Here is a 23,363-nt window from a genome sequence, read left to right as displayed (position 1 = left end):
CGATCGTGTCCGAGCTGCCCATCAGGTAGTTGAAGCCGGCGCCGGCACCCACGTAGATGCCCTGCACCCGCGGATCCCAGCTCTGCGCCTGCGCGGTCGCGGCCATCGGCAGCGACAGCAGCGTCGCGGCAAGAAGCGTCTTCTTGAAGTTCATCGTCATTCCTCGCGTCCAACTGACGCACCGACCGCGCCGGTGCAGATGGCTCCCCCCGAGAGGGGCTCGACACACAGATAACCACATTCCTGCGCGCCTGACCCAGCCTCCGGTGGCCGGGATTCAACATAGGCGGACCACTGTGGCGATCGGGCCACACCCTCTGTGGCCGTGCCACGAGGGTCCGGAAACCGTGGCTTCGCCGCGCTTTCTTGCACCATGCCGGCGCCGCGGCGCTAGTCTCCCCCCTGGCGGCCCCCCGCCGGGGCCGCCGTCCACCACGGCCGGCCCACGGCCGGGAGACCCGAGGGAGGTCCACCGCCATGACCGATTCCGCGTCAAGACACGCCGGCGGGGCGCTGCCCCGCGCCATCGCCCTGGTCGGCCCCCAGGGCAGCGGCAAATCCGCCCTGTTCGATGCCCTGCTGACCGCCGCCGGCAGCCCGCCCCAACGCCGCCCCGGCGATGCCCGCGGCCGCGCCATGGGCAGCGCCCTGCGCATCGGCCATGGCAGCTTCATGGGCGATCCCTGGGCGCTGCTCGACTGCCCGGGCTCGGTGGAATTCGCCGCCGAGGCGACCGCCGCGCTGGCGGTGGCCGACCTGGCGCTGGTGGTCTGCGAGCCCAACCCGGCCCGCGCCGCGGCCCTGGCGCCCGTGTTCCGCGCCATCGAGCACGCCGGCCTGCCCGCCATGGTCTTCGTCAACAAGGCCGACACCCTGGGCGACCAGCCGCTGCGCGACACCCTGGCCGCCTTGCAGGCCCATTCGCGCCGCCCCCTGGTGCTGCGCCAGGTGCCCATCCGCAGCAACGGCGTTGTCACCGGCTATGTCGACCTGGTCAGCGAGCGCGCCTATCGCTGGCGCCGCGGCGAGCCCTCCGAGATCATCCGCATGCCCGGCGATGTCGCGGCACGCGAGGCCGAGGCCCGCGCCGCCCTGGCCGAGGCGCTGGCCGACCACGACGACGCCTTGCTCGAGAAGGTCGTGGAGGACGCCGTCCCCACCCCCGACGACCTGTATCGGCCGCTGCATGCCGACATCGCCGCCGGGGCGCTCGATGCCGTGCTGCTCGGCGCGGCCGAGAAGCAGCACGGCGTGATGCGGCTGTGGAAGGCGCTGCGCCACGACGTGCCGGGGCCGCAGGCGACCGCCACGCGGCGCGGAATCGCACCGGACGGCGAGGGCATCGCGCAGGTCTTCCGCACCATCCATGCCGGGCATGGCGGCAAGTTGTCCTGCGCGCGGATCTGGCGCGGCACGGTGAAGGACGGCACCACCCTGAACGGCCAGCGGATCGGCGGCATCACGCGATACCCGGGCGGCGAACCGGCCAAGGCGGCCGAGGCCTCGACGGGCGAGGTGGTGGCGCTGGGGCGGCTCGACGGCACCGCCACGGGGGACACCTTGTCGCCCTCCGGCGGCGTCGCGGCGCTGCCCTTCCCCGTCGCGCCGGCGCCGGTCTATGCGCTTGCCATCGCGACCGAGGACCGCAAGGACGATGTGCGCCTGACCGCCGCGCTGGCGCGCCTGGCGGAGGAAGACCCGTCGCTGTCGATCATCCACGATGCGGAGTCGGCGCAGATCCTGCTGGCGGGGCAGGGCGACATCCACCTGGGCCATGCCGTCGCGCGCCTGGCGGAGGCGCATGGCCTGCGCGTGAGCACGGCGCGGCCGCGCATCGCCTGCAAGGAAACCATCCGCGCCGCCGCACGCCACCATGCGCGCCACCGTCGCCAGACCGGCGGCCACGGGCAATTCGCCGACGTCACGCTGGAAGTGGCGCCGCGCGGCCGCGGCGAAGGCTTCGCCTTCGAGGACCGCATCGTCGGCGGCGCGGTGCCGCGCAAGTTCATCCCCGCCGTCGGCGAGGCGGCGCAGGACGCGACGCGCAAGGGTCCGCTCGGCAACCCGGTGGTGGACATCACCGTCACGCTGCACGACGGCGCCTTCCACTCGGTCGATTCCTCCGACATGGCGTTCGCGACGGCAACGCGCATGGCCATGCAGGAGGCGCTGTCGAGGGCCGAGCCGGTCATGCTGGAACCGGTCGACCACGTCACCATCCTGGTGCCGCAGGACGGCACCGCGGCGGCGCAGCGGCTGCTGTCGGGGCGGCGCGGCCAGATCCTGGGTTATGCCGAGAAGGAGGATTGGCCCGGCTGGGACGAGGTGCAGGCGCTGGTGCCCGAGGCCGAGTTGCACGACCTGATCATCGAGCTGCGATCGCTGACCATGGGGCTGGGCACCTACACGCGGCGCTTCGACCACCTGGCGGAGGCGCGCGCGCGGTAGGGCAAGGCGGGCCGCCGCGCAGCGCGGGCATCGGGCGATGCGCGTGCCTGCCGCGATGCCCGTCGGCGATGGGGTTTGCAGCCGCCACAGGCGTGCCACACTGGCGGCAAGCACCCGAGGAACGCCCCGACATGACCAGCCCCTACACCGTCGCCGACCTGGTCGCCGATTTCCTGCCGCAGGTCGGCGTGCGCACGGTGTTCGGCATCGTGTCGGTCCACAACATCCCGATGCTGGATGCGATCGGCCAGCGCAATGCGCTGCGCTACGTGATGGCGCGTGGCGAGATGGGCGGCGCGCACATGGCCGATGCCTATGCGCGCGTGACCGGCCACCTGGGCGTGGTGTTCACCTCCACCGGCCCGGGCATGGCGAATGCGATCCCCGGCCTGGTCGAGGCGCGCTTCGCCGGATCACCGGTGCTGCACATCACCGGCCAGACCGCGACGAAGCACATCGACCGCGACGCCGGCACGGTGCACGACGTGCCGGGCCAGACGGCGATGCTGGCCGCCGCCTGCAAGGCCGCGTATCGCGTGCGGACGGCGAACGAGGCCTTCGGCGTGCTGGTGCGCGCGGCGGCCGAGGCGCTGTCCGCGCCGCGCGGGCCGGTGTCCGTGGAAATCCCGATCGATGTTCAGCGCGCGCCGATCGCGCGACCGGCGGGGCTCGATGCGCTGGAACTGCCGATCGCCGCGCCGCTGCCGCCATCCGCGGCCGAACTCGACGCGGCGGCCGACATCCTGGCCGGGGCGAAGCGGCCGATGCTGTGGCTCGGCAATGGCGCGAAGCAGGCGGGGGCCGAGGCGCTGCGACTGATGGACCTGGGCTTCGGCGCGGTGTCGTCGTGGAACGGGCGGGGCATCATTCCCGAAGACCACCCCATGACGCTAGGCGGGATGCACGGGAACGGTTCGCCGCGCGTGCAGGATTTCTACGCCGGCGTGGATGCGATGCTGGTGGTGGGATCGCGCCTGCGCGGGCACGAGACGGGTGATTTCTCGCTGAAGCTGCCGCGCATGCTGATCCACGCGGATTGCGACGCGACGGCGAATGGCCGCACTTATGCCAACAGCCTGTTCGTCCACGGCGATGCGGCGCTCGTGATGGCGGGCATCGCCGACCGCCTGTCCGGGCGCGCTTCGGTCGATGCGGGCTTTGCCGCCGACTTCGCCGCGATGAAGGCGCGCGCGCGTGAGGAATACCTGGCCACGCTCGGCTCCTATGCCGGCTTCCCCGATGCGATCCGCGCGGCGCTGCCGCGCGATGGCGTGTGGGTGCGCGACATCACCATCGCCAATTCCACCTGGGGCAATCGCGTGTTTCCGGTGCTGGACCCGCTGACCGCGGTGCATCCGGTGGGCGCGGCGATCGGGCCGGGCCTGGCGCTGGGCATCGGCGCATCGATCGCGGCGGAGGGCCGCAAGACCATCGCCATGTGCGGCGATGGCGGCTTCTCGCTCGGCCTGTGCGAGCTGTGGACGGTGGCACAGGAAAAGCCCGACCTGGTGACCATGGTGATGAATGATGGCGGCTATGGCGTGATCCGCCACATCCAGGATGCGGTGGCGGATGGGCGCCAATTCGGCCACGACCTGCTGACACCGGATTTCGCGCAGCTGGCCGCGCTGGCCGGGCTGCCCTTCTTCAAGGCGAGCACGGCCGAGAGCATCGGCGCGGTCGTGGCGCAGGCGCTGGCCCTGAAGGGGCCGGCGCTGGTCGAGGTGGACATGCGCGCGATCGGCGCGGTGCCGCCCTATGCGCCCTATGCCACCATGGGCAAGCATGCGGAGCGCGCGCGGCAATAGCCGCGCGGCGCGCTACAGGGCGATTCGGAACAGCAGCCCTTCCTCGCCACCGAAGGCCGCATCCTTCCTGAACCGCCCGATCGCCACGCCACCATTCGCGGCGATCACGCGGTGGGACGCCAGGTTGCCGGCATCCGTCGTCAGGTCGACATGCCGCAACCCGACCGCGCGCGCCTTGGGCAGCAGCAGCCCGAGTGCGCGCGTGCCATGCCCCTGCCCGCGTTTCCAGGGCACCACGGTGTAGCCGACATGACCGAGGACATGCGTCAGCAGCGCCTCGGTCCCGGCCTGCCAGCGCAGATGGATGGCGCCGCAGAACGACCCATCCCAGATCCAGCAGGTGAAGCCGGGCAGGCGCGGCACGGTCGAACCGTCGGGCAGCGTGACCGGCGCGCCGCGCGCCTGCGGGTCATGCAGGCTGTCGAGGAACGCGTCCGGATCACCCGCGATGGCGGCCAGGTGCGCGCGGATCGCGGCATCGCCGCCGACATTGAACGGCGCCCAGCCGGCGGCCAGCGCATCGCGATAGGCGTCGAGCATCTCCCGCGCCGGGCGCCGCAGCGCGGTGTCGGTCACCGCACCAGCACCCGCCGCACCGTCCAGCCCGCCACGCCGCAGGCGGCGATCACCCCCGCCATCGGCAGCGCGGTGCCGTCCTGCAGCGCGCCCAGCACGACGCCCACCATCGCACCAATCCCGAATTGCAGCGTGCCCATCAGTGCCGAGGCATTGCCCGCCATCTTCCCATGCGGCCCCATGCCGAGCGCGACCGTCAGCGGCATCACCGCGCCGATCATCGCCACGTAGCAGAACAGCGTGGCCACGATGCCCCAGAAGCCGAACAGCCCGGTGGCGGTCACCCCCAGCAGCGCCAGCCCCGACACGGCCGAGACGGTCAGCACCACCGGCAGCAGCCGCGCCGGTTCCAGCTTCTGCGCGAGGCGCGACATGACCTGCCCCACCACCATGATGCCGATGGCGTTCGCGCCGAAGTAGAAGCCGTATTGCCCCGGCGGCACGCCGTGCAGTTCCATCAGCACGAAGGGCGATCCCATGATGTAGGCGAACATCCCGCCGATGATGAAGCCGCCCGCCAGCGCGAAGCCCATGAAGCGCGCATCGCGCAGCAGCCCGCCCCAGATCCGCAGCGTCGCCAGCACGCCGTCGCGGCGGCGGCGGTCCATCGGCAGGGTCTCGGGCAGGAACAGCAGGATCAACGCAACCATCGCCGCGCCATAGGACGCCAGGATCACGAAGATGCCGCGCCAGCCGAAGACCGGCAGCAGCGCCCCGCCCACCAGCGGCGCGATGATCGGCGCCACGCCCATCACCAGCATCAGCGACGCCATCAGCCGCACCGCGCCGCGTTCGTCGGTCACGTCGCGCACCACCGCGCGCGCGACCACCATGCCTGCGCAGCCGCCCAGCGCCTGCAGCAGCCGCGCGCCGGTCAGCCAGCCGATATCCGGCGCCACCGCACACAGCAGCGATGCCGCGGTGAACAGCCCGAGCCCGACGAACAACGGCCCGCGCCGCCCGTAGCGGTCCGCAAGCGGCCCGTAGAAGACCTGGCCCACCGCCATGCCGAGGAAATATACCGCCAGCGTCGCCTGCACCGCGCCCGGCGTCGCGCCGAGCGACGCGCCCAGCGCCGGGAAGGCCGGCAGGTACATGTCGACCGAGAACGGCCCCATCCCCGCCAGCGCACCGAGAATGAGCGCAAGGGTGCGGTGGCTCGGCGCGCTCACGCGCAGCCACGCCCAAGGGCGGCGCAGGTCGGTCTGCCGGGATGCAAGCATGTCATGGCGCGCTTGTAGCGCGACCACCGGCCATGCCGCCATCGGCCGGCTGCCGCATGCCGGCGATGGCGGCGCGGCGCGCCAGAGCGTGTTCCGTTCGCAACGGCAAACTGCACACGCTCCAGCCTGTTGATGTTGCGAGCATCCCTATCCGTCCGACCGATTCGGGTTGAACGGATGATGCGCTATGCCGGGCGCACTTTCGACAGCGCATCCAGCATGCGGATATGGCTGTCGATGCCGCGTTCGAAGCACGACACGTCGAATTTCTCGTTCGGGCCGTGCACCTGGTCGTCCTCCAGCCCGAAGCCGACCAGCAGGCTGTCCATGCCCAGGATCGTCTTCATGCTGGAGACCACCGGGATCGACCCGCCGCAGCCCATCAGCACCGGCGCCTTCCCGAACACCGCTTCCAGCGCGGGCGCGGCGGCGACGACCCAGGCGCTGTCGGGCGGCACCTCGATCCCTTCGCTCATGCTGAAGACCTGGATCTTCACCTGCGCGTCCTCGGGCAGGCGGGCCACGATGAAGTCGCGGAAGCCGGCCAGCACCTTCGCCGGTGTCTGGCCGGGGACCAGGCGGAAGCTGACCTTCGCATGCGCCTGCGACGGGATGACGGTCTTCGATCCCTCGCCGGTATAGCCGCCCCAGATGCCGTTCACATCGGCGGTCGGGCGCGCCCAAAGGCGTTCGAGCGCAGACCGGCCGACCTCGCCCGCCGGCACCGACAAGCCGATGCCGCCAAGGAAGGCCGCCTCGTCGAAGCCCAGCGCATCCCATTGCCGGCGCAGCGCATCGGGCAGGTCCGGCACCTCGTCGTAGAAGCCGGGGATCAGGATCTCGCCGCCCTCGTCCTTCAGGTCGCCCAGGATGCGCGTGAGCAGGTTGATCGGGTTCAGCGCCGATCCGCCGAACAGGCCCGAATGCAGGTCCCGGTTCGCCGCGGTGATGTCGAGCTGGGTGTAGAGCATCCCGCGCAGCCGGGTGCTGATGGCGGGCGTGGCGACGTCCCACATGTTGGTGTCGCTGACCACGGCGATGTCGGCGCGCAGTTCCTCGGCATTCGCTTCCAGGAAATCGGGCAGGTTGCGCGACCCGATCTCCTCCTCGCCCTCGACCAGGACGGAAACGCGGCAGGGCGGGCCGCCGGCGGCCTCGTGCCAGAATCGCAGCGCCTCGAGCCAGGTCATGGTCTGGCCCTTGTCGTCCACCGCGCCGCGCGCGACCACGCGCGGACCGTTCGGGCCCTCGGTCAGCGCGGGTTCGAAGGGCGGGCTGGTCCAGAGGTCCAGCGGTTCCGGCGGCTGCACGTCGTAATGCCCGTAGTAGAGCAGGTGCGGCCCGCTGCCGGTCGGCCCGGGATGATGCGCGACCACCACGGGGTGGCCGGCGGTCTCCCGCACGGCGGCCGTGAAGCCCATGCCGGCGAGCTCCGCGCGCACCCATTCCGCTGCACGCCGGCAATCCGCCGCATGGGGCGGCTGCGCCGAGACCGAGGGGATGCGCAGCAGGTCGAACCACCGCGCGCGGCTGTCCGCGCGCCGCGCCGCGGCATGGGCCAGGATGGCATCTACATCGCTCATGCGTCCCTCGCCTGGCTGCGCAGCACGTGCTTCTGGATCTTGCCGGTCGAGGTCTTGGGAAGCTCGGCGAAGACCACGTGCCGCGGCACCTTGAAGCCGGCCAGGCGCTGCTTCGCGAAGGCGATCAGCTCCTCGGCGGTGGCGGCCGCGCCGGGCTTCAGCTCGACGAAGGCGCAGGGTGTCTCGCCCCATTTCTCGTCCGGCCGCGCCACCACCGCCACCACCGCGACGGCGGGATGCTTGTACAGCGCGTCCTCGACCTCGATCGACGAGATGTTCTCGCCGCCCGAGATGATGATGTCCTTCGACCGGTCCTTCAGCTGGATGTAGCCGTCGGGGTGCTTCACCGCGAGGTCGCCGGTGTGGAACCACCCACCGGCGAAGGCTGCCTCGGTCGCCTTCGCGTCCTTCAGGTAGCCCTTCATCACGACATTGCCCTGCATCATCACCTCGCCCAGCGTGGCGCCATCGGCGGGCACCGGTGTCATCCTCGCGGGGTCCATCACCTCCAGCCCCTCCAGCGCCAGGTATCGCACGCCCTGGCGTGCCATCAGCGCGGCCTGGTCGGGTGCGGGCCTGGCGCTCCAGTCGGCGTGCCACTCGTTCACCACGGCCGGGCCATAGACTTCCGTCAGGCCATAGACATGGCAGACCGCGAAGCCGGCGTCGGTCATCGCCGCCAGCACGGCCTCGGGCGGCGGCGCGCCGGCGACCACGAACTGCACCTGGGTGGGCAGCGCGCGCTTCTCCGCCGCGGGCGTTGCCAGCAGGGTCGCCATCACGATCGGCGCGCCGCACATGTGAGTCACGCCGTGATCCGCCATCAGCCGCCACATATCGGGCCCGCGCACCGCGCGCAGGCAGACATGCACGCCGGCCTGCGCCGTGACGGTCCAGGGGAAGCACCAGCCGTTGCAGTGGAACATCGGCAGCGTCCAGAGATAGACCGGATGCTTGCCCATCCCCGCGCTCAGCACGTTGCCCACCGCCAGCAACTGCGCGCCGCGATGGTGGTACACCACGCCCTTCGGCCGGCCCGTGGTGCCCGAGGTATAGTTCAGCGTGATGGCGTCCCACTCGTCGCGCGGCATCGGCCAGGCGAAGGATGCATCGCCCTCGGCCAGCAAGGCCTCGTACCCGATGCCGCCGAGCGTTTCGCCGTGCACGGATGCCGGCGCCAGCGGGTCGGCCACTTCCACCACCAGCGGCGCCGCCTCGCACTGCGTCAGCGCGACACGCAGCACCGGCATGAACTCGCGGTCCACCACCACGACCTTCGCCTCCCCGTGGTCGAGGATGTACGCGATGGTCGCCGCATCGAGCCGCGTGTTGATGGTGTTCAGCACCGCGCCCGCCATCGGCACGCCGTAGTGGCATTCCAGCATTTCCGGGATGTTCGGCAGCAGCGCCGCCACCGTGTCGCCACGGCCGATGCCGCGCTGCGCCAGCGCATGCGCCAATCGCACGCAGCGGTCGCGCAGGTCGCGATATCCGCGCCGCGTCGCGCCATGCACCACTGCCAGGGTGTCGGGGTAGACCTGCGCCGCGCGCTCCAGGAACAGCAGCGGCGTCAGCGGCTGGTGGTTGGCGGGGCCGCGCGCCAGGCCGGTGTCGTAGTCGGTCATCTCAGCGGTCTTCCCATACCGGCTTGCGCTTGCCCACGAAGGCCCCGATGCCCTCGGCCGCGTCGTGCGCCATCAGGTTGTCGGCCATCACGCAGGCAGCCTCGCGATAGGCCTCCGCCAAGGGCAGATCCACCTGGCGATAGAAGGCGCGCTTGCCGACGCGCACGGTCAGCGCGGACCGCGCCGCGATCGAGCGCGCGAGGCCCATCGCGGTCTCCATCACCTGGTCGGCCGGCACCACGCGGTTCACCAGCCCGATCCGCAAGGCTTCGGCAGCGGTCACCATCTCGCCCAGCAGGAGCATTTCCATCGCCGCCTTGCGCGGCACCGCGCGCGCCAGCGCCACCGCCGGCGTCGAGCAGAACAGTCCGATATCGACCCCCGGCGTGGCGAAGCGCGCATGGTCCGATGCCACCGCCAGGTCGCAGGTCGCGACCAGCTGGCAGCCCGCCGCCGTCGCCACGCCCTGCACCGCCGCCACCACCGGCTGCGGCAGCGCGGCGATCGCCTGCATCACGCGCGCGCAGGTCTCCATGGCGCGGTCGTAGAAGCCGCGTCCGCCATCGGCATCGGCGCGATGCGCGGTGATCTCCTTGAGGTCGTGCCCGGCGCTGAACACCGGCCCGTTGGCGGCCAGAACGACGCAGCGCACGCCCCGGTCCCCGCCGATCCGCGCGAGCGCCGTTTCCATCGTCTCGAGCATCTGCAACGACAGGCTGTTGCGCGCCGCGGGGCGGTTCAGCGTGAGCACCGCGATGCCCTCGGCGGTGTCGTCCCGCAGCAGCATCGGCGCGCCCTCCGCCGTATCCTTCGCTGCGCTCATGTCACGTTCCTCCTGCGCCGGGCACCGACCATAGCGCGCCGGCGCGGCCACGCCAAAGGCGGCGCGCCCCCTTGCGGCATCGCCACGCGTCGCTAGCCTGCACATCGGGAACGCCACCAGGAACCACCATGCGCGGCGCGATGATCGAACACGCCGCCGCATCCTGCCCAGCACCCGCCCGCATCGCCTGCACCCGCCGCTGCTGAAGGAAACGTCGCCCATGGCCTGGACCGCCCGCACCATCATCCAGAACGGTCGCGCCATCCCGTTCGAGGAGGCGAGCATCCATCCGCTCGCCGTCGGCCTGGCCTATGGCGCCGCGGTGTTCGAGGGCATCCGCGCCTACATGAATCCCGCCACCGGCCGGTTGTCGGTGTTCCGGCTGGAGGAACACCTGGTACGCCTCGACCAGGGCATCAAGTTCATGCGCTTCGACGACGCGCCCTCGCGCGATGTGCTGCGCCAGGGCGTGATGGATGCGATCAAGGCCAACCAACCGGATGACGACTGCTACATCCGCCTGCAGGTGCACATCGAAAGCCGCGGGACCATGGCGACCACCGGCACGGTCGGCTGGGTCTGCGCCGCCATCCCGCGCGAGCGTTCCACCAAGCGCGAGACCGGCCTGGCCGCCGGCGTTTCCTCCTGGGTGCGGATTGCCGACAACACCATGCCGGCGCGCATCAAGGCGACGGCGAACTACCATGCCGGGCGCATCGCCACCCAGCAGGCCAAGGCCGATGGCTACGACACGCCGATCCTGCTGACGCGCGAGGGCAAGGTCAGCGAGACCGCCGGCGCCTGCCTGTTCATGGTGCGCGATGGCGTGGTGATCACGCCCGCGCGCGACAGCGACATCCTGGAGAGCGTGACACGCGACACGGTGCTGGAGCTGGCGCGCGAGAACGGCTTCACGACACAGGAACGCCGCGCCGACCGCACCGAGCTGTATGTGGCGGACGAGGTCTTCGTCTGCGGCACCGGCCAGGAATTGCTGCCGGTGACCAGCGTGGATCGCCTGGCGGTCGGCGACGGCAAGCCCGGCGCGATCACGCTGCGCCTGCAGGCCGCCTATGAATCCGTGGTGCGCGGCACGACCGACGCCCACGCCGAATGGCGCACGCCGGTCGTCTGACAGGAAGGCGGCCTGGCGCCTCAGGCCGAACCAACCATCGGACCGCGGCCTTCCCGCGATCCGGGAGCGCACAGCGCGACCGCGCCCAGACCGTCAGCCGCCGCCAGCGCACCCGTGCACGGCGCGCAAGCCAGGCCGCCGAAGGCGGCGCCCGGCGCCTGCGGGCGAACGAAACCTCGGACCGCGGCCCTGCCGCGACCCGGGAGCGCACAGCGCGACCGCGCCCAGACCGTCAGCCGCCGCCAGCGCACCAGTGCACGGCGCGCAAGCCAAGCCGCCGAAGGCGGCGCCCGGCGCCTGAGGGCGAACGAAACCTCGGATCGCGGCCCTGCCGCGATCCGGGAGCGCACAGCGCGACCGCGCCCAGACCGTCAGCCGCCGCCAGCGCACCAGTGCACGGCGCGCAAGCCAAGCCGCCGAAGGCGGCGCCCGGCGCCTGAGGGCGAACGAAACCTCGGATCGCGGCCCTGCCGCGATCCGGGAGCGCACAGCGCGACCGCGCCCAGACCGTCAGCCGCCGCCAGCGCACCAGTGCACGGCGCGCAAGCCAAGCCGCCGAAGGCGGCGCCCGGCGCCTGAGGGCACAAAAAAATCGGCGCAGGCCGGCAGGGGGTGCCGACCTGCGCCAGGTTGAAGGGCGCGCCGCCAGAGGGCACGGGCGGCGAAGTTCCGCCCTTCAGGGTCGCCCGGACGCCAGGGGGATCGTCGGCGTCCGGGTGCCGTTCGTCAGGCCGCGCGCAGCGGGATCGCCACGAAGCGGCGCGCGCCGTCTCGCTCGACCTGCAACGCGATCGACGGGCGGCCGGCGCTGCGCGCCGCGCTCACCGCCTCGGTCACGTCGCGCGGCTGGGCGGCGTCGCGGCCATCGGCGCGCAGCACCACGTCGCCCTCGCGCAACCCGCGCTCGGCCGCCACGCTGCCGGGCTCGACGCGCGTGATCGCGACACCGCCCTGCGGCCGCGGCGCCAGGCCCAGGCCCAGCGAGGGCTGCGCCGGCTGGCCCGGCTTGCCCGCGGCAGCATTGGCCGGGTTGGCGCCGATCTCGACGCGCTGCTCGATCGCCGCGCCATCGCGCAGCACCGCCAGCGTCGCCGTGCGGCCGGGGGCCACATCCGCCACGCCGGTGGCCAGGTCGCGCGGGCTCTCCACGCGGCGGCCGTCGATGCCGGTGATCACGTCGCCGGCGCGCAGACCCGCCGTCGCGGCCGGGCTGTTCGGCTCGACGCTGTTCACCACCACGCCCTTGGCATCGCCCACGCGCAGCGCCGCCGCCAGGTCGCGATCGAGCGGCTGCATGCTGACACCCAGCCAGCCGCGGCTCACCGCGCCATGGTCGCGCAGCTGCGCCACCACCGACTGCACCATCTTCGACGGCACCGCGAAGCCGATGCCGATGTTCCCGCCCGAGGGCGAGAAGATCGCGGTGTTCACGCCCACCACCTCGCCGGCGGCGTTGAACAGCGGGCCGCCGGAATTGCCCGGGTTGATCGACGCATCCGTCTGGATGAAGTCGTCATAGGGCCCCGCGCCGATCTGCCGCCCGCGGGCGGAGACGATGCCCGCGGTCACGGTGCCGCCCAGGCCGAAGGGGTTGCCCATGGCCATCACCCATTCACCCACGCGGGTGCGGTCGCTGTCGCCGAAGGCCAGCGCGGCCAGCGGCGCGCCGGCCTCGACCTTGAGCAGCGCGATATCGGTGGCGGTGTCGCGGCCGACCACGCGGGCGGGCAGCTCGCGGCCATCGGCGAGTTCGACCTTCACCTCGGTGTTGTCACCGACCACATGCGCGTTGGTCACGATGAAGCCGTCGGCATGGATGACGAAGCCGGAACCCTGGCCGGCGCGGCGCTGGCCCTGCTCGGGCTGCGGCGCGGGGCGGCCGAAGCGGCGCATCATCTCCTCCTGCGGGGCGGCGCGCTCGCGCGCCGGGGTCGCGCGCTCGGTCGTCATCACGCGCACCACGGAGGGGCCGACGCGCGCGGCCATGTCGGCGAAGTCCGGCCCGGCGGCGCGCGCCAGCGCCAGGCCGGCCACGGCGGGCGCCTGCTGCGCGGTGCCCGGCAGCGCGGTCAGCGCGGTGGTGCCGAGTGCGAGGGCCAGCACGCCGGCCATGATCGCGGGGCGGCGACGGTTGAAGAAGGACGGCATGTCAGGTGTCTCCCAGTCGGATCTCGGGACCCCGCCGCAATGGCAGGGCGTGGGATGCAGAAGGCACCACCGCCGCTGCACGCCCCCTGTCGCCTGGCTTACCGATCCGTATGCTGGTGCGGGGCCCGCCATCCGACACACTGGCGGCACGAAGCACCGGAGGCCCGCTTGCGTATCCTGGTCGTCGAGGATGATGCCGAGACCGCCGCCTACATCGCGCGCGGGCTGGAGGAAGCCGGCCATGTCGTCGACCGCGCGGCGGATGGCCAGGACGGCCTGTTCCACGCCACCGGCGGCGGCCATGACGTGATGGTGGTGGACCGCATGCTGCCCAAGCTCGATGGCCTGTCCATGGTGCGTGCGGTGCGCGCCGCGGGCATCGCCACGCCGGCGATCTTCCTGACTGCCCGCGCCGGCGTCGGCGACCGCGTCGAGGGCCTGGAAGCCGGCGGCGACGACTACCTGGCCAAGCCCTTCGCCTTCGCCGAATTGCTCGCGCGCATCAACGCCCTGGCACGCCGTCCGCCGCTGCAGCAGGAGGTCACGCTGCTGCGCGTCGGCGCGCTGGAGCTGGACCTGATCCGCCGCACCGTCACCCGCGCCGGCCGGCGCATCGACCTCCAGCCGCGCGAATTCCGCCTGCTGGAATACCTGATGCGCCGCGAGGGCCAGGTGGTGACGCGGACCATGCTGCTGGAGGGCGTGTGGGATTTCCACTTCGACCCCAAGACCAGCGTGGTCGAGACCCATATCAGCCGCCTGCGCGCCAAGGTGGACCGCGGCTTCGACCGCGAGCTGATCCACACCATCCGCGGCGCCGGCTACGTCATCCGCGCCGATGGCTGAGGAAAAGGCGAGACAGGCGGCCCGCAGGGCCGAGCGCCCGAATGGGTGCCGCGCCGCGTGGCGCGTCGTGCCGAAGGCGTGCGTTCCGCACGACGACAAGCCGCGCGGATGCGCGGCGCCCGCCGTTCGAGGGGCATGAAGGTGAAACCTTCATGCACACAGAAAGACTCCCGCTGGGCCTTCGCCCGCACCACGGCCTTCCGCGTCACGCTGCTGCACCTGCTGCTGACCATCGCCGGCACCATCCTGGTCGGCGGCGGCGCCTGGTGGGCCACGGTCGGCTTCGGTGCCCGCCAGGCCGCGCAGGAGGTCGAACGCGGGATGGGCGTGCTGCTGCAATCCGGCGCGCTCTCCGGCCCCCGCGGCATCGCGCTGTCCATCGACGCGCGCATTGCCGCCGACCGCGCCGGGACGGAATTCTACCTGCTGGCTGGCCCGGACGGGCACCGCATTGCCGGCAACCTTTCCGGCGTGCCGCGCGAACCGGGCTGGCGCGAGGGCACCATCCGCTTGCCCCAGGGCGGCGAGGCGCCGGTGCTGATGCTGGCCGCCCCGCTGCCCGGCGGCGGCGCGCTGGTGGTGGGGCGCGACCTCTCGGCGGTTCGGGAGCTGGAGGCGCGGCTGCTCTCGGTCGCCGGCTGGGTCGGCGCGGCGATGCTGCTGCTCGGGCTGGGCGGCGGCTTGTTGATCGGGCGGTCCGTCGCGCGCCGCGCCGCGGCCATGGACGCGGCGCTGGCCGCGGTGCAGGGCGGTGACCTCGACCGGCGCCTGGCCGTCGGCCGTGGCGGCGATGAATTCGACCGGCTGGCGGCCCGCATCAATGCCACGCTGGATCGGCTGCAATCGCTGATGGTCGCGCTGCGCGGCGTGACCGACGACATCGCCCACGACCTGCGCACGCCCCTGACGCGGTTGCGCACGCGCCTCGATGCCGCCGCCGTCGCGCCGACCGCCGAGGCGATCGCCGCCGCGCAGCAGGAAGCCGATGCGCTGCTCGACATCTTTGCCGCCCTGCTGCGCATCGCGCAGGTCGAATCCGGCACGCAGCGCGCCGGCTTCACGCAGGTCGACCTGTCCGCGATCGCGCAATCGGTCGCCGAGGTCTTCACCCCCGCGGCCGAGGAACGCGGCCAGGTGCTCGCCACCGCCATCGCCCCGGACGTGACCCTGACCGGCGACCCCGCGCTGCTGACGCAGATGCTCGCGAACCTGGTGGAGAACGCGGTGCGCCACGGCCGGGCGGGCGGACGCATCCTGCTTGCGGTTGGCGCGGAGGGGGTCACCGTCACCGATGACGGGCCGGGCATCCCCGCCGCCGATCACGAACGCGCCTTCCGCCGCTTCGGCCGGCTGGACGCGGCACGCTCGACGCCCGGGAGCGGCCTGGGCCTGGCGCTGGTGCGCGCGGTGGCGACCCTGCACGGCATGGTGGTCACGCTGGAGGATGCGGCGCCGGGGCTGCGCGTTCGGGTCGCGCTGCCGGGGCCGGGCGAGAGCGGATCGCGTTCGGATGGAATCATCCGAACGCGTGAAGATGCTCTGAGAACAACAGGCTAGAGCCTGCGACGTGAGCGCGGGCGAACGCAGCATGCTCTATCGGCGGGTCCGCATCGCCGGGATCACCGCGGCGCCTCTCCTTCGAACGTGACGTAGCATTGGCTACATTTTACTGTACATTCTTTCACATGAAGCAGACGCTGCGCCCACTCGCAACCCCTTAAACCCGCCCGGGACACAACCTGCCATGCGCCCCAGCCCGCCCGGAGCGGCCCTCACCCTCCTGCTCGCCCTCGCCGCGCACCCCGCCGCCGCCGAGGACCCGCCCCCCTGCCCCGCCGGCATCGCCCTTGCCCCCGGCCTGTGCGTCTCCACCGAGACCACGCTCGATACCGTCGCCACCCTGCGCGGCGGCCTGCGCAGCGGCGCCGCCGCCATCGGCCAGGTCTGGTCCGACCTCGACGCCGATCTCGAACGCCTGGCGGGGCTCGATGGCTGGCGCGGCCGCCTGTCGCTGATCGGCATCTACGGCCGCCAGCCCACCTCGACGCTGACCGGCGGCCTGGCACCCGCCAGCAACATCGAGGCGCTCCCCACCCTCCGCCTGTTCGAAGCCTGGCTCGAACGCGGGCTCGGCGACTGGGGGTCGCTGCGCTTCGGCCAGCTCGCCGCCGACACGGAATTCGCCATCCTCGATGGCGCGCGCACGCTGGTCAGCGGCACCTTCGGCTGGCCGGTCGCCCTCGCCACCACGTTGCCCGCTGGCGGGCCGGCCTATCCGCTGGCCACGCCGGGCCTGCGCCTCGCCCTCGGCACGCCCGACACCGGCCATGGGCTGCGCCTCGGCCTCTATGCCGGCAATCCCGGCGGGCGCTACGGCATCGACACCGACCCGCAGCGCCACAACCGATACGGCACCACCTTCAGCCTCAGCGGCGGCGCCTTCATGATCGCCGAGGGCGTGATCGGCGCCGCCCCGCCCGAGGCCGACGCACCACGCCCCTGGGTGGCGAAGCTCGGCGCCTGGTACCACAACGCCAGCGTCGATTCGCCGCGCCATGACACCACCGGCCTGCCGCTCGCCGACCCAGCTTCCTCCGGCGCGCCGCGCCGCTACGGCAACAACCACGGCGCCTATGCGGTGGCCGAGGCGGTGCTCTGGCGCGCCGAATCCCAAAGTCTCGCGATCTTCGCCCGCGGCTTCGCCCAGCCGCAGGACCGCAACGTGATCGCCTGGCAGGCCGATGGCGGCGTGGTCTGGCGCGGGCCGCTCGGGCGCCAGGACGACACCGCCGTGCTCGGCGTCTCCCGCGCCCAGGCCGGTAGCGCCGCGCGGGGCTACGACCGCGACAGCGGCGCCTTCGGCAACCCCACGCCAACCCGCCGCTACGAGACGATGATCGAGCTCAACTACGACGCGGCCGTCATCCCGGATCGGCTCGCGCTCAGGCCCTTGGTGCAGGTCCTGGTAAACCCGGCGGCACGGCAGCCGGATGAACGGCGCAGCGCGACGGCGCCACTGCCGAATGCGGCACTCGTCGGGCTGCGCGCGGTGCTGACCTTCTGAACAGGCGGGAGGGCGCCGCCCTCCCGGACACCCCCGCCAGGTGGCAGTGCCACCCGGACCGCCGGGACGTCAGCGTGCGCCGGCAGCGTCGGGCCAGAAGCGGACACCGGGCGCGGCCAGGCCGCCGCCGACGCCGACCGCGGTGCCGTCGGCACGCCAGCAGGCGGCACCCTCCATCGCGCCGTCGTCACCAAACCCGATCGCGCACATCCCGCCGCCGACATGCGGCATCCGCGCCAGCACATGGCCCCGCGCGGCCAGCGCCGAACGCACGTCGTCGCCAAAGGCGGGCTCGATCTCCACGGCATCGCCCTGCGTCCACAGGCGCGGCGCTTCCACGGCCTCCTGCAGGCTCATGCCGTGGTCCACCAGGTTCAGCATCCCCTGCATGACACAGCCGAAGATCCGCAAGCCCCCCGGCATGCCCAGCGCATAGGCCGGCTTGCCGCCGCGCAGCACGATCATCGGCGCCATCGACGTGGTGACCCGCTTGCCCGGCGCGATCGACAAGGCCCGCCCGGGGCGCGGATCGAAGGTCGCCAGGTAGTTGTTCGGGATCATCCCCGTGCCGCGCACGATGAAGCGCGCACCGAAGGTCGAATTGATCGTCTGCGTCATGCAGGCGATCCCGCCCTCGCCATCCGCGACGGTGACATGCGTGGTGTGCGGGCTCTCGGCCGACACGATCCCCGCCGACCAGTCCTGCGCCCGCGCCATGTCGATTTGCGCCCGCCGCTCAGCGCCATACGCCGCCGAGACCAGCCGATCGACCGGCACGTCCACGAAATCCGGATCGCCCGACGCCGCCGCACGGTCGGCGAAGGCGATCTTCAGCGCCTCCGCCAGCACATGCAGCGTATCGGCGGACCCGAACCCCATCGCCCGCAGGTCCCAGCCCGACAGGATGTTCAGCATCTGGTGCACATGCACGCCGGACGACGCCGGCGGCGGCGGCAACACCACTTCCACGTCGCGATACGGCCCGCGCAGCGGCACACGTTCGATGGTGCGGTAGTCGCGCATGTCCTGCGCGGTGACGATGCCGCCCGCCCGCGCGATGCCGGCCGCCACCGCCGCGCCCAGCACGCCGTCGATCGCCGCCGCGCCCTGCTGCGCGATGACCTGCAGCGTATGCGCGTAATGCGCCTGCACCACGCGATGCCCGGGCTTCAGCGGCGACCCGTCCGGCACATAGAGCGCCGCGATCTCAGGGTCCTGCATCATGTCCGGCGCGGCCTCCGCCGCGCATTCCGCGAGGTAGGGCGTGGCGCGGAAGCCGCGTTCGGCATGGCGGATCGCCGGCGCCATCACATCGGCCAGCGGCAGGCTGCCGAAGCGTTCCAGGATCTCGCACCAGGCCTTGAGGTTGCCGGGCGTCGCCACCGCCAGCCCGCCCACCGCATTCGCACGGCCCACGGCTTCCAGGTTGCGCGGGTTGTCCGGCTGCGCGGGGGTGAACATGTCGGGCGTCGCCGCGGCGGCGCAGCGCGCCATGCCGTCGATGACGGTATGGGTGCCGTCCGCCAGGCGCAGATGCGCGGTGCCGCCGCCCAGCAGGCCGACCATCATCGGTTCGACCACCGTCAGCGTGAACAGCGCGGCGATCGCGCCGTCGAAGGCATTGCCGCCCTCCGCCAGCATCTCGGCCCCCGCGGCCGAGGCCAGCGGATGATTGGTCACCACCATGCCGCGCGTGCCCATGGCGGGGCGCTTGCGCGTCGTGAAGCGCGTGCCCGCGCGGGTGGTCCAGTCGCTGGTCATGGCGGTCCCTTCAATTGGCGGCCGGCGCGAGGCGGATGGTGCGCCGGGGCTGGCACAGGTCCTCCCGCGCGAGGTCCTCGACCCGGCCATCGGCCCAGCGGATGCGCAGGTCGTTGAGGCATGGCGTGGTGGCAGGCAGCGTCAGGAACAGCGCATTGCCCGGCGGCAGCTCGACCCGGCCGATCACCGACAGGCCATAGCGGGCCTGGCCGGCCGCCGACAATTCCACCGCCACCACCGCGGCGGTGCCGGCATTCGCCAGGGTGAAGGTGCGCGGCCGCTGGTCCTGCGCCGCGGCGGGCCCTGCCAGCAGGGTCAGCGCAACGAGAATCCCCCCGCGCCCTTGCTGCCTTCGAAACGCAGATCGGGTGCGGTGCAAAGATCGACTCCCGGGCGGTCCTCGGTGAGGCCGCCAACATAGACGACGCGGATGTTGAACAGGCAACCCTGCCCGGCCGGTGCGCGCAACTGCACGGCGTTGCCGGGCAGGATCTGCGCGTGGCCGAGCCAGTCCTCACGCCCCAGCCCGTCCTCGACCCGCGCGACGAACAGCTGGGTGATGGCGGTGGTCGCCCCGTTCGTCACCCGCGCGGCCGGGCGGGGCGGCGGCAGCGGGCGCGGCGGCGGCGCCTGGGTCATGCTGCGCGGCGCCGATGCCGGCTCGGGCGCGGGAAAACCTGCGGCGGGCGGCGGTACAGCGCCGAGCCCCATGGGGGGCGTCACGGCGCCAAGCCCGGCCAGCGGCCCGGGCGCGCCCGTCAGTCCGCGCGGCGGTTCGCCCGCCGCGACCGGCGGCACGGCTGCGGCGGGCGGGTCCGCCGCGGCCAGCATGCCCGGCGCCGGGGCCGGCATCGACGCGGTGTCCGCTTCCGCTGCCACCGTGGCGCCGAACAGCGCCTTCAGCCGGGGCTCGTAGTACCAGGCCGCGGCGACGGCGGCGCACAGCACGACCAGCCCGCCGATCGCCAGCGCGACACCAAGCCCGCGCCGCGGCGTGGGAAGGTGCGGCGCTCGGGTGGCGCCCGCCTTGGGGGGCTGCGCCGGCTGGGCGGTTCGCGGCGTGGGTGGGTCGGCACGGGTCTCGGGGGGGTGGGCCTGCCGCGGTGGCGGCGGCGGCCGGTCGGTGCCGGCGCTGGCGCGGGCGGCGGCGACCATCGCCGCGGCCTGGGCGCGCGGGATCTCGATGGTGGCGTCGGCCGCCAGCGCCAGGCGCACCCCGCCTGCCAGCGCATCGGCATGCTGGTCGATCGGCGCCGGATAGACGTTCAGCCAATGCGATCCCGCCAGGTGCAACCGCAGCGCGCCGCCCGGCTGGCAGTCCTCGATGCGGACCGGCACCAGCGCCAGGGACTGCGACACCGCGGTCACGACCTCGTTCCTGACATGCACGGACGCCGCGGTGTGGCGCGACAGCACCAGCACCATCGCGTGGGCGCGCCCGATCGCGGTCAGGATCGCCTCGCCCCAATCGGCACCGGCCGGCACGTCGCGCGGGGCGATCCAGCAGCGGATGCCGCGCGTCTCCAGCGCCGCGCAGACCGCATCCGCGGCGGCGCGATCGGCGGACGCGTAGCTGAGGAATACGTCGTGCGGCATGGCGTCTTCCGGGACGGTTGCGTTCTCGCACAGGCTGCGCGGCGGCGCCATGCGCCACGAAGGGATCGTGCGCGCGGGGTCCGCGCTGTGTTGCAGCGCACAGCCTCCCGCCCCGGCTTCGCGCCGGATGCCGGCCTTGCGCGGGGCCTCCCGGCAGGCCGGCCATGCCGCCGCACGTTGCCGGCCCGGCACGTCCCCCGTAGGATCGGCGTCCACCCCGCGGCCGAGGCCCGATGTCCGACCCGCTTGCGGAGGTCCTGGCGCTCGAGGCCGAGGGCCTCCTGTTCTCCGCCCATGACAGGGCCATGTCCGCGCTGGCGGAGCATCCCGAGGATGTCGCGCTGCGCTATCGCGCCACGCTGACCATCGCGCGCGCCGGCGCCACCGCCATGGCGCTCGACCTGTTCCACCGGCTGCGGCTGGACGCCGAGGCGGATCCCGAGATCGGCATGCTCGGCGCGCGCCTCATCAAGGATCGCGCCTTCGAGCAGCCGCCCGCCGTGCGTGCCCCGCTGCTGGCCGAGGCGACGCAGCGCTATGCCGCGCTGTGGCGCATCCATGACACCGGCTGGCACGGCGTGAACGCGGCGGCGCTGCGGCTGCTCAGCGGCGACCCGCACAGCGCCGCGATGATCGCCCGCCAGGTGCTGGCGAACCACACGGATACCGGCAACTACTGGTCGGCGGCGACCGAGGCCGAGGCCCTGCTGCTGGCCGGCCGGCTGGAGGAATGCCGCCGCGCGCTGGAGGAAGCCGAATCGCGTGCCGGCGCCGACATCTCGGCGCGCGCCACCACGCGCCGGCAGATGCGCCGCGAGGCCCGCGCGCTCGGCCTGCCGCCCGAATTCGTCGATGTGCTGCGCGTGCCGGCGGTGCTGCACTATACCGGCCACATGCCCAAGCCCGGCCAGGACGACCCGGCGCTGGAGGCCGGGATCGCCGCGGCGCTCGATGCCCGCATCGCCGCCGAGCATGTCGGCGCCGCCTTCGGCGGCCTGGCCGCCGGCTTCGACATCCTGGCGGTCGAGGCGCTGCTGCGCGCCGGCATCGCCCCCACCGCCGTGCTGCCCTGCGACCCCGACACGTATGAGGCCGACTCGGTGGCCCCGGCCGGCGAACGCTGGGTGGCGCGCTTCCGCGCCCTGCTGCCCAGGCTGCGCGTCATCCAGCTGGACGAACGCCCCTTCCCGGACGACGACCTGCACCTGGCGCTGGCGGGCCGCCGCGCCATGGGCCTGGCGCGGCTGCACGCGCGCCACCGCGACGGGCCTTCGGTGCAGGTGGCGTCCTGGGACGGCCAGCCGGCGCGCGGGGCGGCGGGCACCGGCGCCGATGTGGCATCCTGGACGGGCGCCGGCGGACGTTCCATGCAGATCCCCTGGCCCTGGCCGCGCGAGGGCAGCGGCAACGGCGCGCCAGCGGTGCGGCGCCGGCCCATGGCGGTGCTGTTCGGCGACCTGCCGCGCTTCAGCGCGCTGGACGATGCCGGTCTCGCGACCTTCTACGACGGCCCGCTGGCGGCGATGGGCGCGGCGCTGGACCGCTACCCGGCGACCTATCGCAATGCCTGGGGCGACGCGGTGCAGGTCACCTTCGACGAGGTCGTCGATGCCGCCGCCTGCGCCTTCGACATGCGCGCCGCCCTGGCCGCGCAGGACCCGCCGATCCACCCGCGCTTCGCGATCGACTTCGGGCCGCTGCTGCCGGTGCACGACGCCGTGCAGAATGTCGACAAGTTCTCCGGCCGCGCCATGACGCGCGCGGCGCGGATCGAGCCCGTGACCCCGCCCGGGCGCATCTTCGCGACCGAGGCCTTCGCCTGCGAGGTCGCGCTGCTGCCGCGCGGATCGGGGCTGGCCTGCGACTATGCCGGGCGCATCCCCACGGCGAAGGGCTTCGGGTACCTGCCCCTGTACGCGTTGCGCCGGTCGGGCGCCGAGGAGGAGATGGAATGAGCGATCCGCGTCTCGCCGAGGAGCTCGGCCACATCGCGCTGTTCCGCGACCTGCCGCCGCCCGCCCTGGCCCGGCTGGCCGAGGGCGCGCGCCGCGTCGCCCCCGCCGATGGCGCGCCGCTGTTCTCGCAGGGCGACGCGCCGGACGCCGTCTATGCGGTGCTGGAAGGGCGCGGCCGGGTGCGCGTGGGGGCGCCCGACAACGCCGCCAAGCGTCTGATGGTCGAGGTGTTCCGCGCCGGCGACGTGTTCGGCGAGATCGGCGTGCTGGACGGCGCCACGCGCAGCGCCGATGCGGTGGTGATCGGCGAGGTAAAGCTGGCGCGCATCCCGGCCACCGCCTTCCTCGAGGCCGCGCAGAGCGAACCGGCGCTGGGCCTGGCGCTGGCGCGGCTGCTGTCGATGCGGCTGCGGCGCACCTTCGGGCTGTTGCAGGACGCCACCTTCGCGCCGCTGGAAGTGCGGCTCGCGCGGCAGGTGATGTACCTGCTGAAGGCCGACAGCGTGAAGACCGACAAGGGCACGCGGCTGGCGGCGCGGTTCCGGCAGGGCGACCTGGCCGACCTGCTGGGGGCGACCACGCGCAGCATCATCTCCATCCTGAACGCCTGGCGCGCCTCGAACCTGGTGTCCTACGACACCGAGAAGGCCTTCCTGTTCGTGCTGGACGAGGCCGGGCTGGCGGCGGTGGCGGCGGGGCCGCGGGACGGCGCGTGACGCGCCGCGCGGCGCCGCGGGGACCGGCCGGCGCAGCGCGGCGCCGGGCGCTGGTC

At 73.1% G+C, this 23,363-nt stretch carries 17 protein-coding genes; 8 read left to right on the top strand and 9 right to left on the bottom strand.

Annotation, left to right across the window (positions count from 1 at the left end; translation table 11 throughout):
* The first annotated feature begins 477 nt into the window (after nucleotides 1–477).
* Both LQ222_RS23715 and LQ222_RS23710 read left to right on the top strand, forming a co-directional pair.
* Nucleotides 478–2,448, top strand: coding sequence for an elongation factor G (locus LQ222_RS23715; RefSeq protein WP_230169347.1), 1,971 nt, complete (start codon nucleotides 478–480; stop codon nucleotides 2,446–2,448).
* Nucleotides 2,449–2,579: 131 nt separating this feature from the next.
* A complete protein-coding gene (locus tag LQ222_RS23710; RefSeq protein ID WP_230169346.1) occupies nucleotides 2,580–4,256 on the top strand; it encodes a thiamine pyrophosphate-binding protein in 1,677 nt (558 codons plus the stop codon).
* A gap of 12 nt (nucleotides 4,257–4,268) precedes the next feature.
* On the opposite strand, the gene LQ222_RS23705 is transcribed toward LQ222_RS23710, so the two are convergent.
* From LQ222_RS23705 to LQ222_RS23685, 5 genes are all read right to left on the bottom strand, one after another.
* A complete protein-coding gene (locus LQ222_RS23705) occupies nucleotides 4,269–4,832 on the bottom strand; it encodes a GNAT family N-acetyltransferase (RefSeq protein ID WP_230169345.1) in 564 nt (187 codons plus the stop codon).
* A complete protein-coding gene (locus tag LQ222_RS23700; RefSeq protein ID WP_230169344.1) occupies nucleotides 4,829–6,004 on the bottom strand; it encodes a Bcr/CflA family multidrug efflux MFS transporter in 1,176 nt (391 codons plus the stop codon). The genes LQ222_RS23705 and LQ222_RS23700 overlap by 4 nt, the downstream gene beginning before the upstream one ends.
* A gap of 236 nt (nucleotides 6,005–6,240) precedes the next feature.
* On the bottom strand, nucleotides 6,241–7,638 hold the full coding sequence (locus LQ222_RS23695; protein WP_230169343.1) for a M20/M25/M40 family metallo-hydrolase: 1,398 nt from the start codon (nucleotides 7,636–7,638) through the stop codon (nucleotides 6,241–6,243).
* Nucleotides 7,635–9,263: an acyl-CoA synthetase gene (locus tag LQ222_RS23690; protein ID WP_230169342.1), complete on the bottom strand. Its 1,629-nt coding sequence runs from the start codon at nucleotides 9,261–9,263 to the stop codon at nucleotides 7,635–7,637. Before LQ222_RS23690 ends, LQ222_RS23695 begins: the two co-directional genes overlap by 4 nt.
* A gap of 1 nt (nucleotide 9,264) precedes the next feature.
* Nucleotides 9,265–10,086: an enoyl-CoA hydratase gene (locus LQ222_RS23685; RefSeq protein WP_230169341.1), complete on the bottom strand. Its 822-nt coding sequence runs from the start codon at nucleotides 10,084–10,086 to the stop codon at nucleotides 9,265–9,267.
* Nucleotides 10,087–10,306: 220 nt separating this feature from the next.
* Between LQ222_RS23685 and ilvE the strand changes: the two genes are divergently transcribed.
* Nucleotides 10,307–11,221 carry a branched-chain-amino-acid transaminase gene (gene ilvE, locus LQ222_RS23680; protein WP_230169340.1) on the top strand — a complete coding sequence of 305 codons (915 nt, stop codon included), beginning with the start codon at nucleotides 10,307–10,309 and terminating at the stop codon, nucleotides 11,219–11,221.
* A 726-nt stretch (nucleotides 11,222–11,947) separates the two neighbouring features.
* Here ilvE and LQ222_RS23675 read toward each other — a convergent pair.
* Nucleotides 11,948–13,369: a Do family serine endopeptidase gene (locus LQ222_RS23675; RefSeq protein WP_230169339.1), complete on the bottom strand. Its 1,422-nt coding sequence runs from the start codon at nucleotides 13,367–13,369 to the stop codon at nucleotides 11,948–11,950.
* A gap of 168 nt (nucleotides 13,370–13,537) precedes the next feature.
* On the opposite strand from LQ222_RS23675, the gene LQ222_RS23670 reads away from it, so the two are divergent.
* The 3 genes from LQ222_RS23670 (at nucleotide 13,538) to LQ222_RS23660 (ending at nucleotide 17,279) form a co-directional block, all read left to right on the top strand.
* Entirely contained in the window at nucleotides 13,538–14,215 is a 678-nt protein-coding gene (locus tag LQ222_RS23670) for a response regulator transcription factor (protein WP_230169338.1), read from the top strand.
* Between the two features lie 141 nt (nucleotides 14,216–14,356).
* Nucleotides 14,357–15,772, top strand: coding sequence for a HAMP domain-containing sensor histidine kinase (locus LQ222_RS23665; protein ID WP_230169337.1), 1,416 nt, complete (start codon nucleotides 14,357–14,359; stop codon nucleotides 15,770–15,772).
* 187 nt (nucleotides 15,773–15,959) lie between these two features.
* Nucleotides 15,960–17,279, top strand: coding sequence for a carbohydrate porin (locus LQ222_RS23660; protein ID WP_230169336.1), 1,320 nt, complete (start codon nucleotides 15,960–15,962; stop codon nucleotides 17,277–17,279).
* Between the two features lie 69 nt (nucleotides 17,280–17,348).
* Here the strand turns inward: LQ222_RS23660 and ggt are convergent, their stop codons facing one another.
* From ggt to LQ222_RS23645, 3 genes are all read right to left on the bottom strand, one after another.
* A complete protein-coding gene (ggt, locus tag LQ222_RS23655) occupies nucleotides 17,349–19,040 on the bottom strand; it encodes a gamma-glutamyltransferase (RefSeq protein ID WP_230169335.1) in 1,692 nt (563 codons plus the stop codon).
* A gap of 10 nt (nucleotides 19,041–19,050) precedes the next feature.
* On the bottom strand, nucleotides 19,051–19,275 hold the full coding sequence (locus LQ222_RS23650; RefSeq protein ID WP_230169334.1) for a hypothetical protein: 225 nt from the start codon (nucleotides 19,273–19,275) through the stop codon (nucleotides 19,051–19,053).
* An 80-nt stretch (nucleotides 19,276–19,355) separates the two neighbouring features.
* On the bottom strand, nucleotides 19,356–20,636 hold the full coding sequence (locus tag LQ222_RS23645) for a toll/interleukin-1 receptor domain-containing protein (RefSeq protein WP_230169333.1): 1,281 nt from the start codon (nucleotides 20,634–20,636) through the stop codon (nucleotides 19,356–19,358).
* Nucleotides 20,637–20,869: 233 nt separating this feature from the next.
* Between LQ222_RS23645 and LQ222_RS23640 the strand changes: the two genes are divergently transcribed.
* Complete coding sequence (locus LQ222_RS23640; RefSeq protein ID WP_230169332.1) at nucleotides 20,870–22,591, top strand: tetratricopeptide repeat-containing protein; 1,722 nt, start codon at nucleotides 20,870–20,872, stop codon at nucleotides 22,589–22,591.
* Nucleotides 22,588–23,307, top strand: coding sequence for a Crp/Fnr family transcriptional regulator (locus tag LQ222_RS23635; protein ID WP_230169331.1), 720 nt, complete (start codon nucleotides 22,588–22,590; stop codon nucleotides 23,305–23,307). The genes LQ222_RS23640 and LQ222_RS23635 overlap by 4 nt, the downstream gene beginning before the upstream one ends.
* Nucleotides 23,308–23,363 lie beyond the last annotated feature (56 nt).

The sequence above is a fragment of the Roseomonas sp. CECT 9278 genome (assembly GCF_918698155.1).
In the GTDB taxonomy this organism is placed as follows: Bacteria; Pseudomonadota; Alphaproteobacteria; order Acetobacterales; family Acetobacteraceae; genus Neoroseomonas.
The sequence above is the reverse complement of the archived record's forward strand: the minus strand, read 5'-3'. Positions and strand labels throughout refer to the sequence as shown.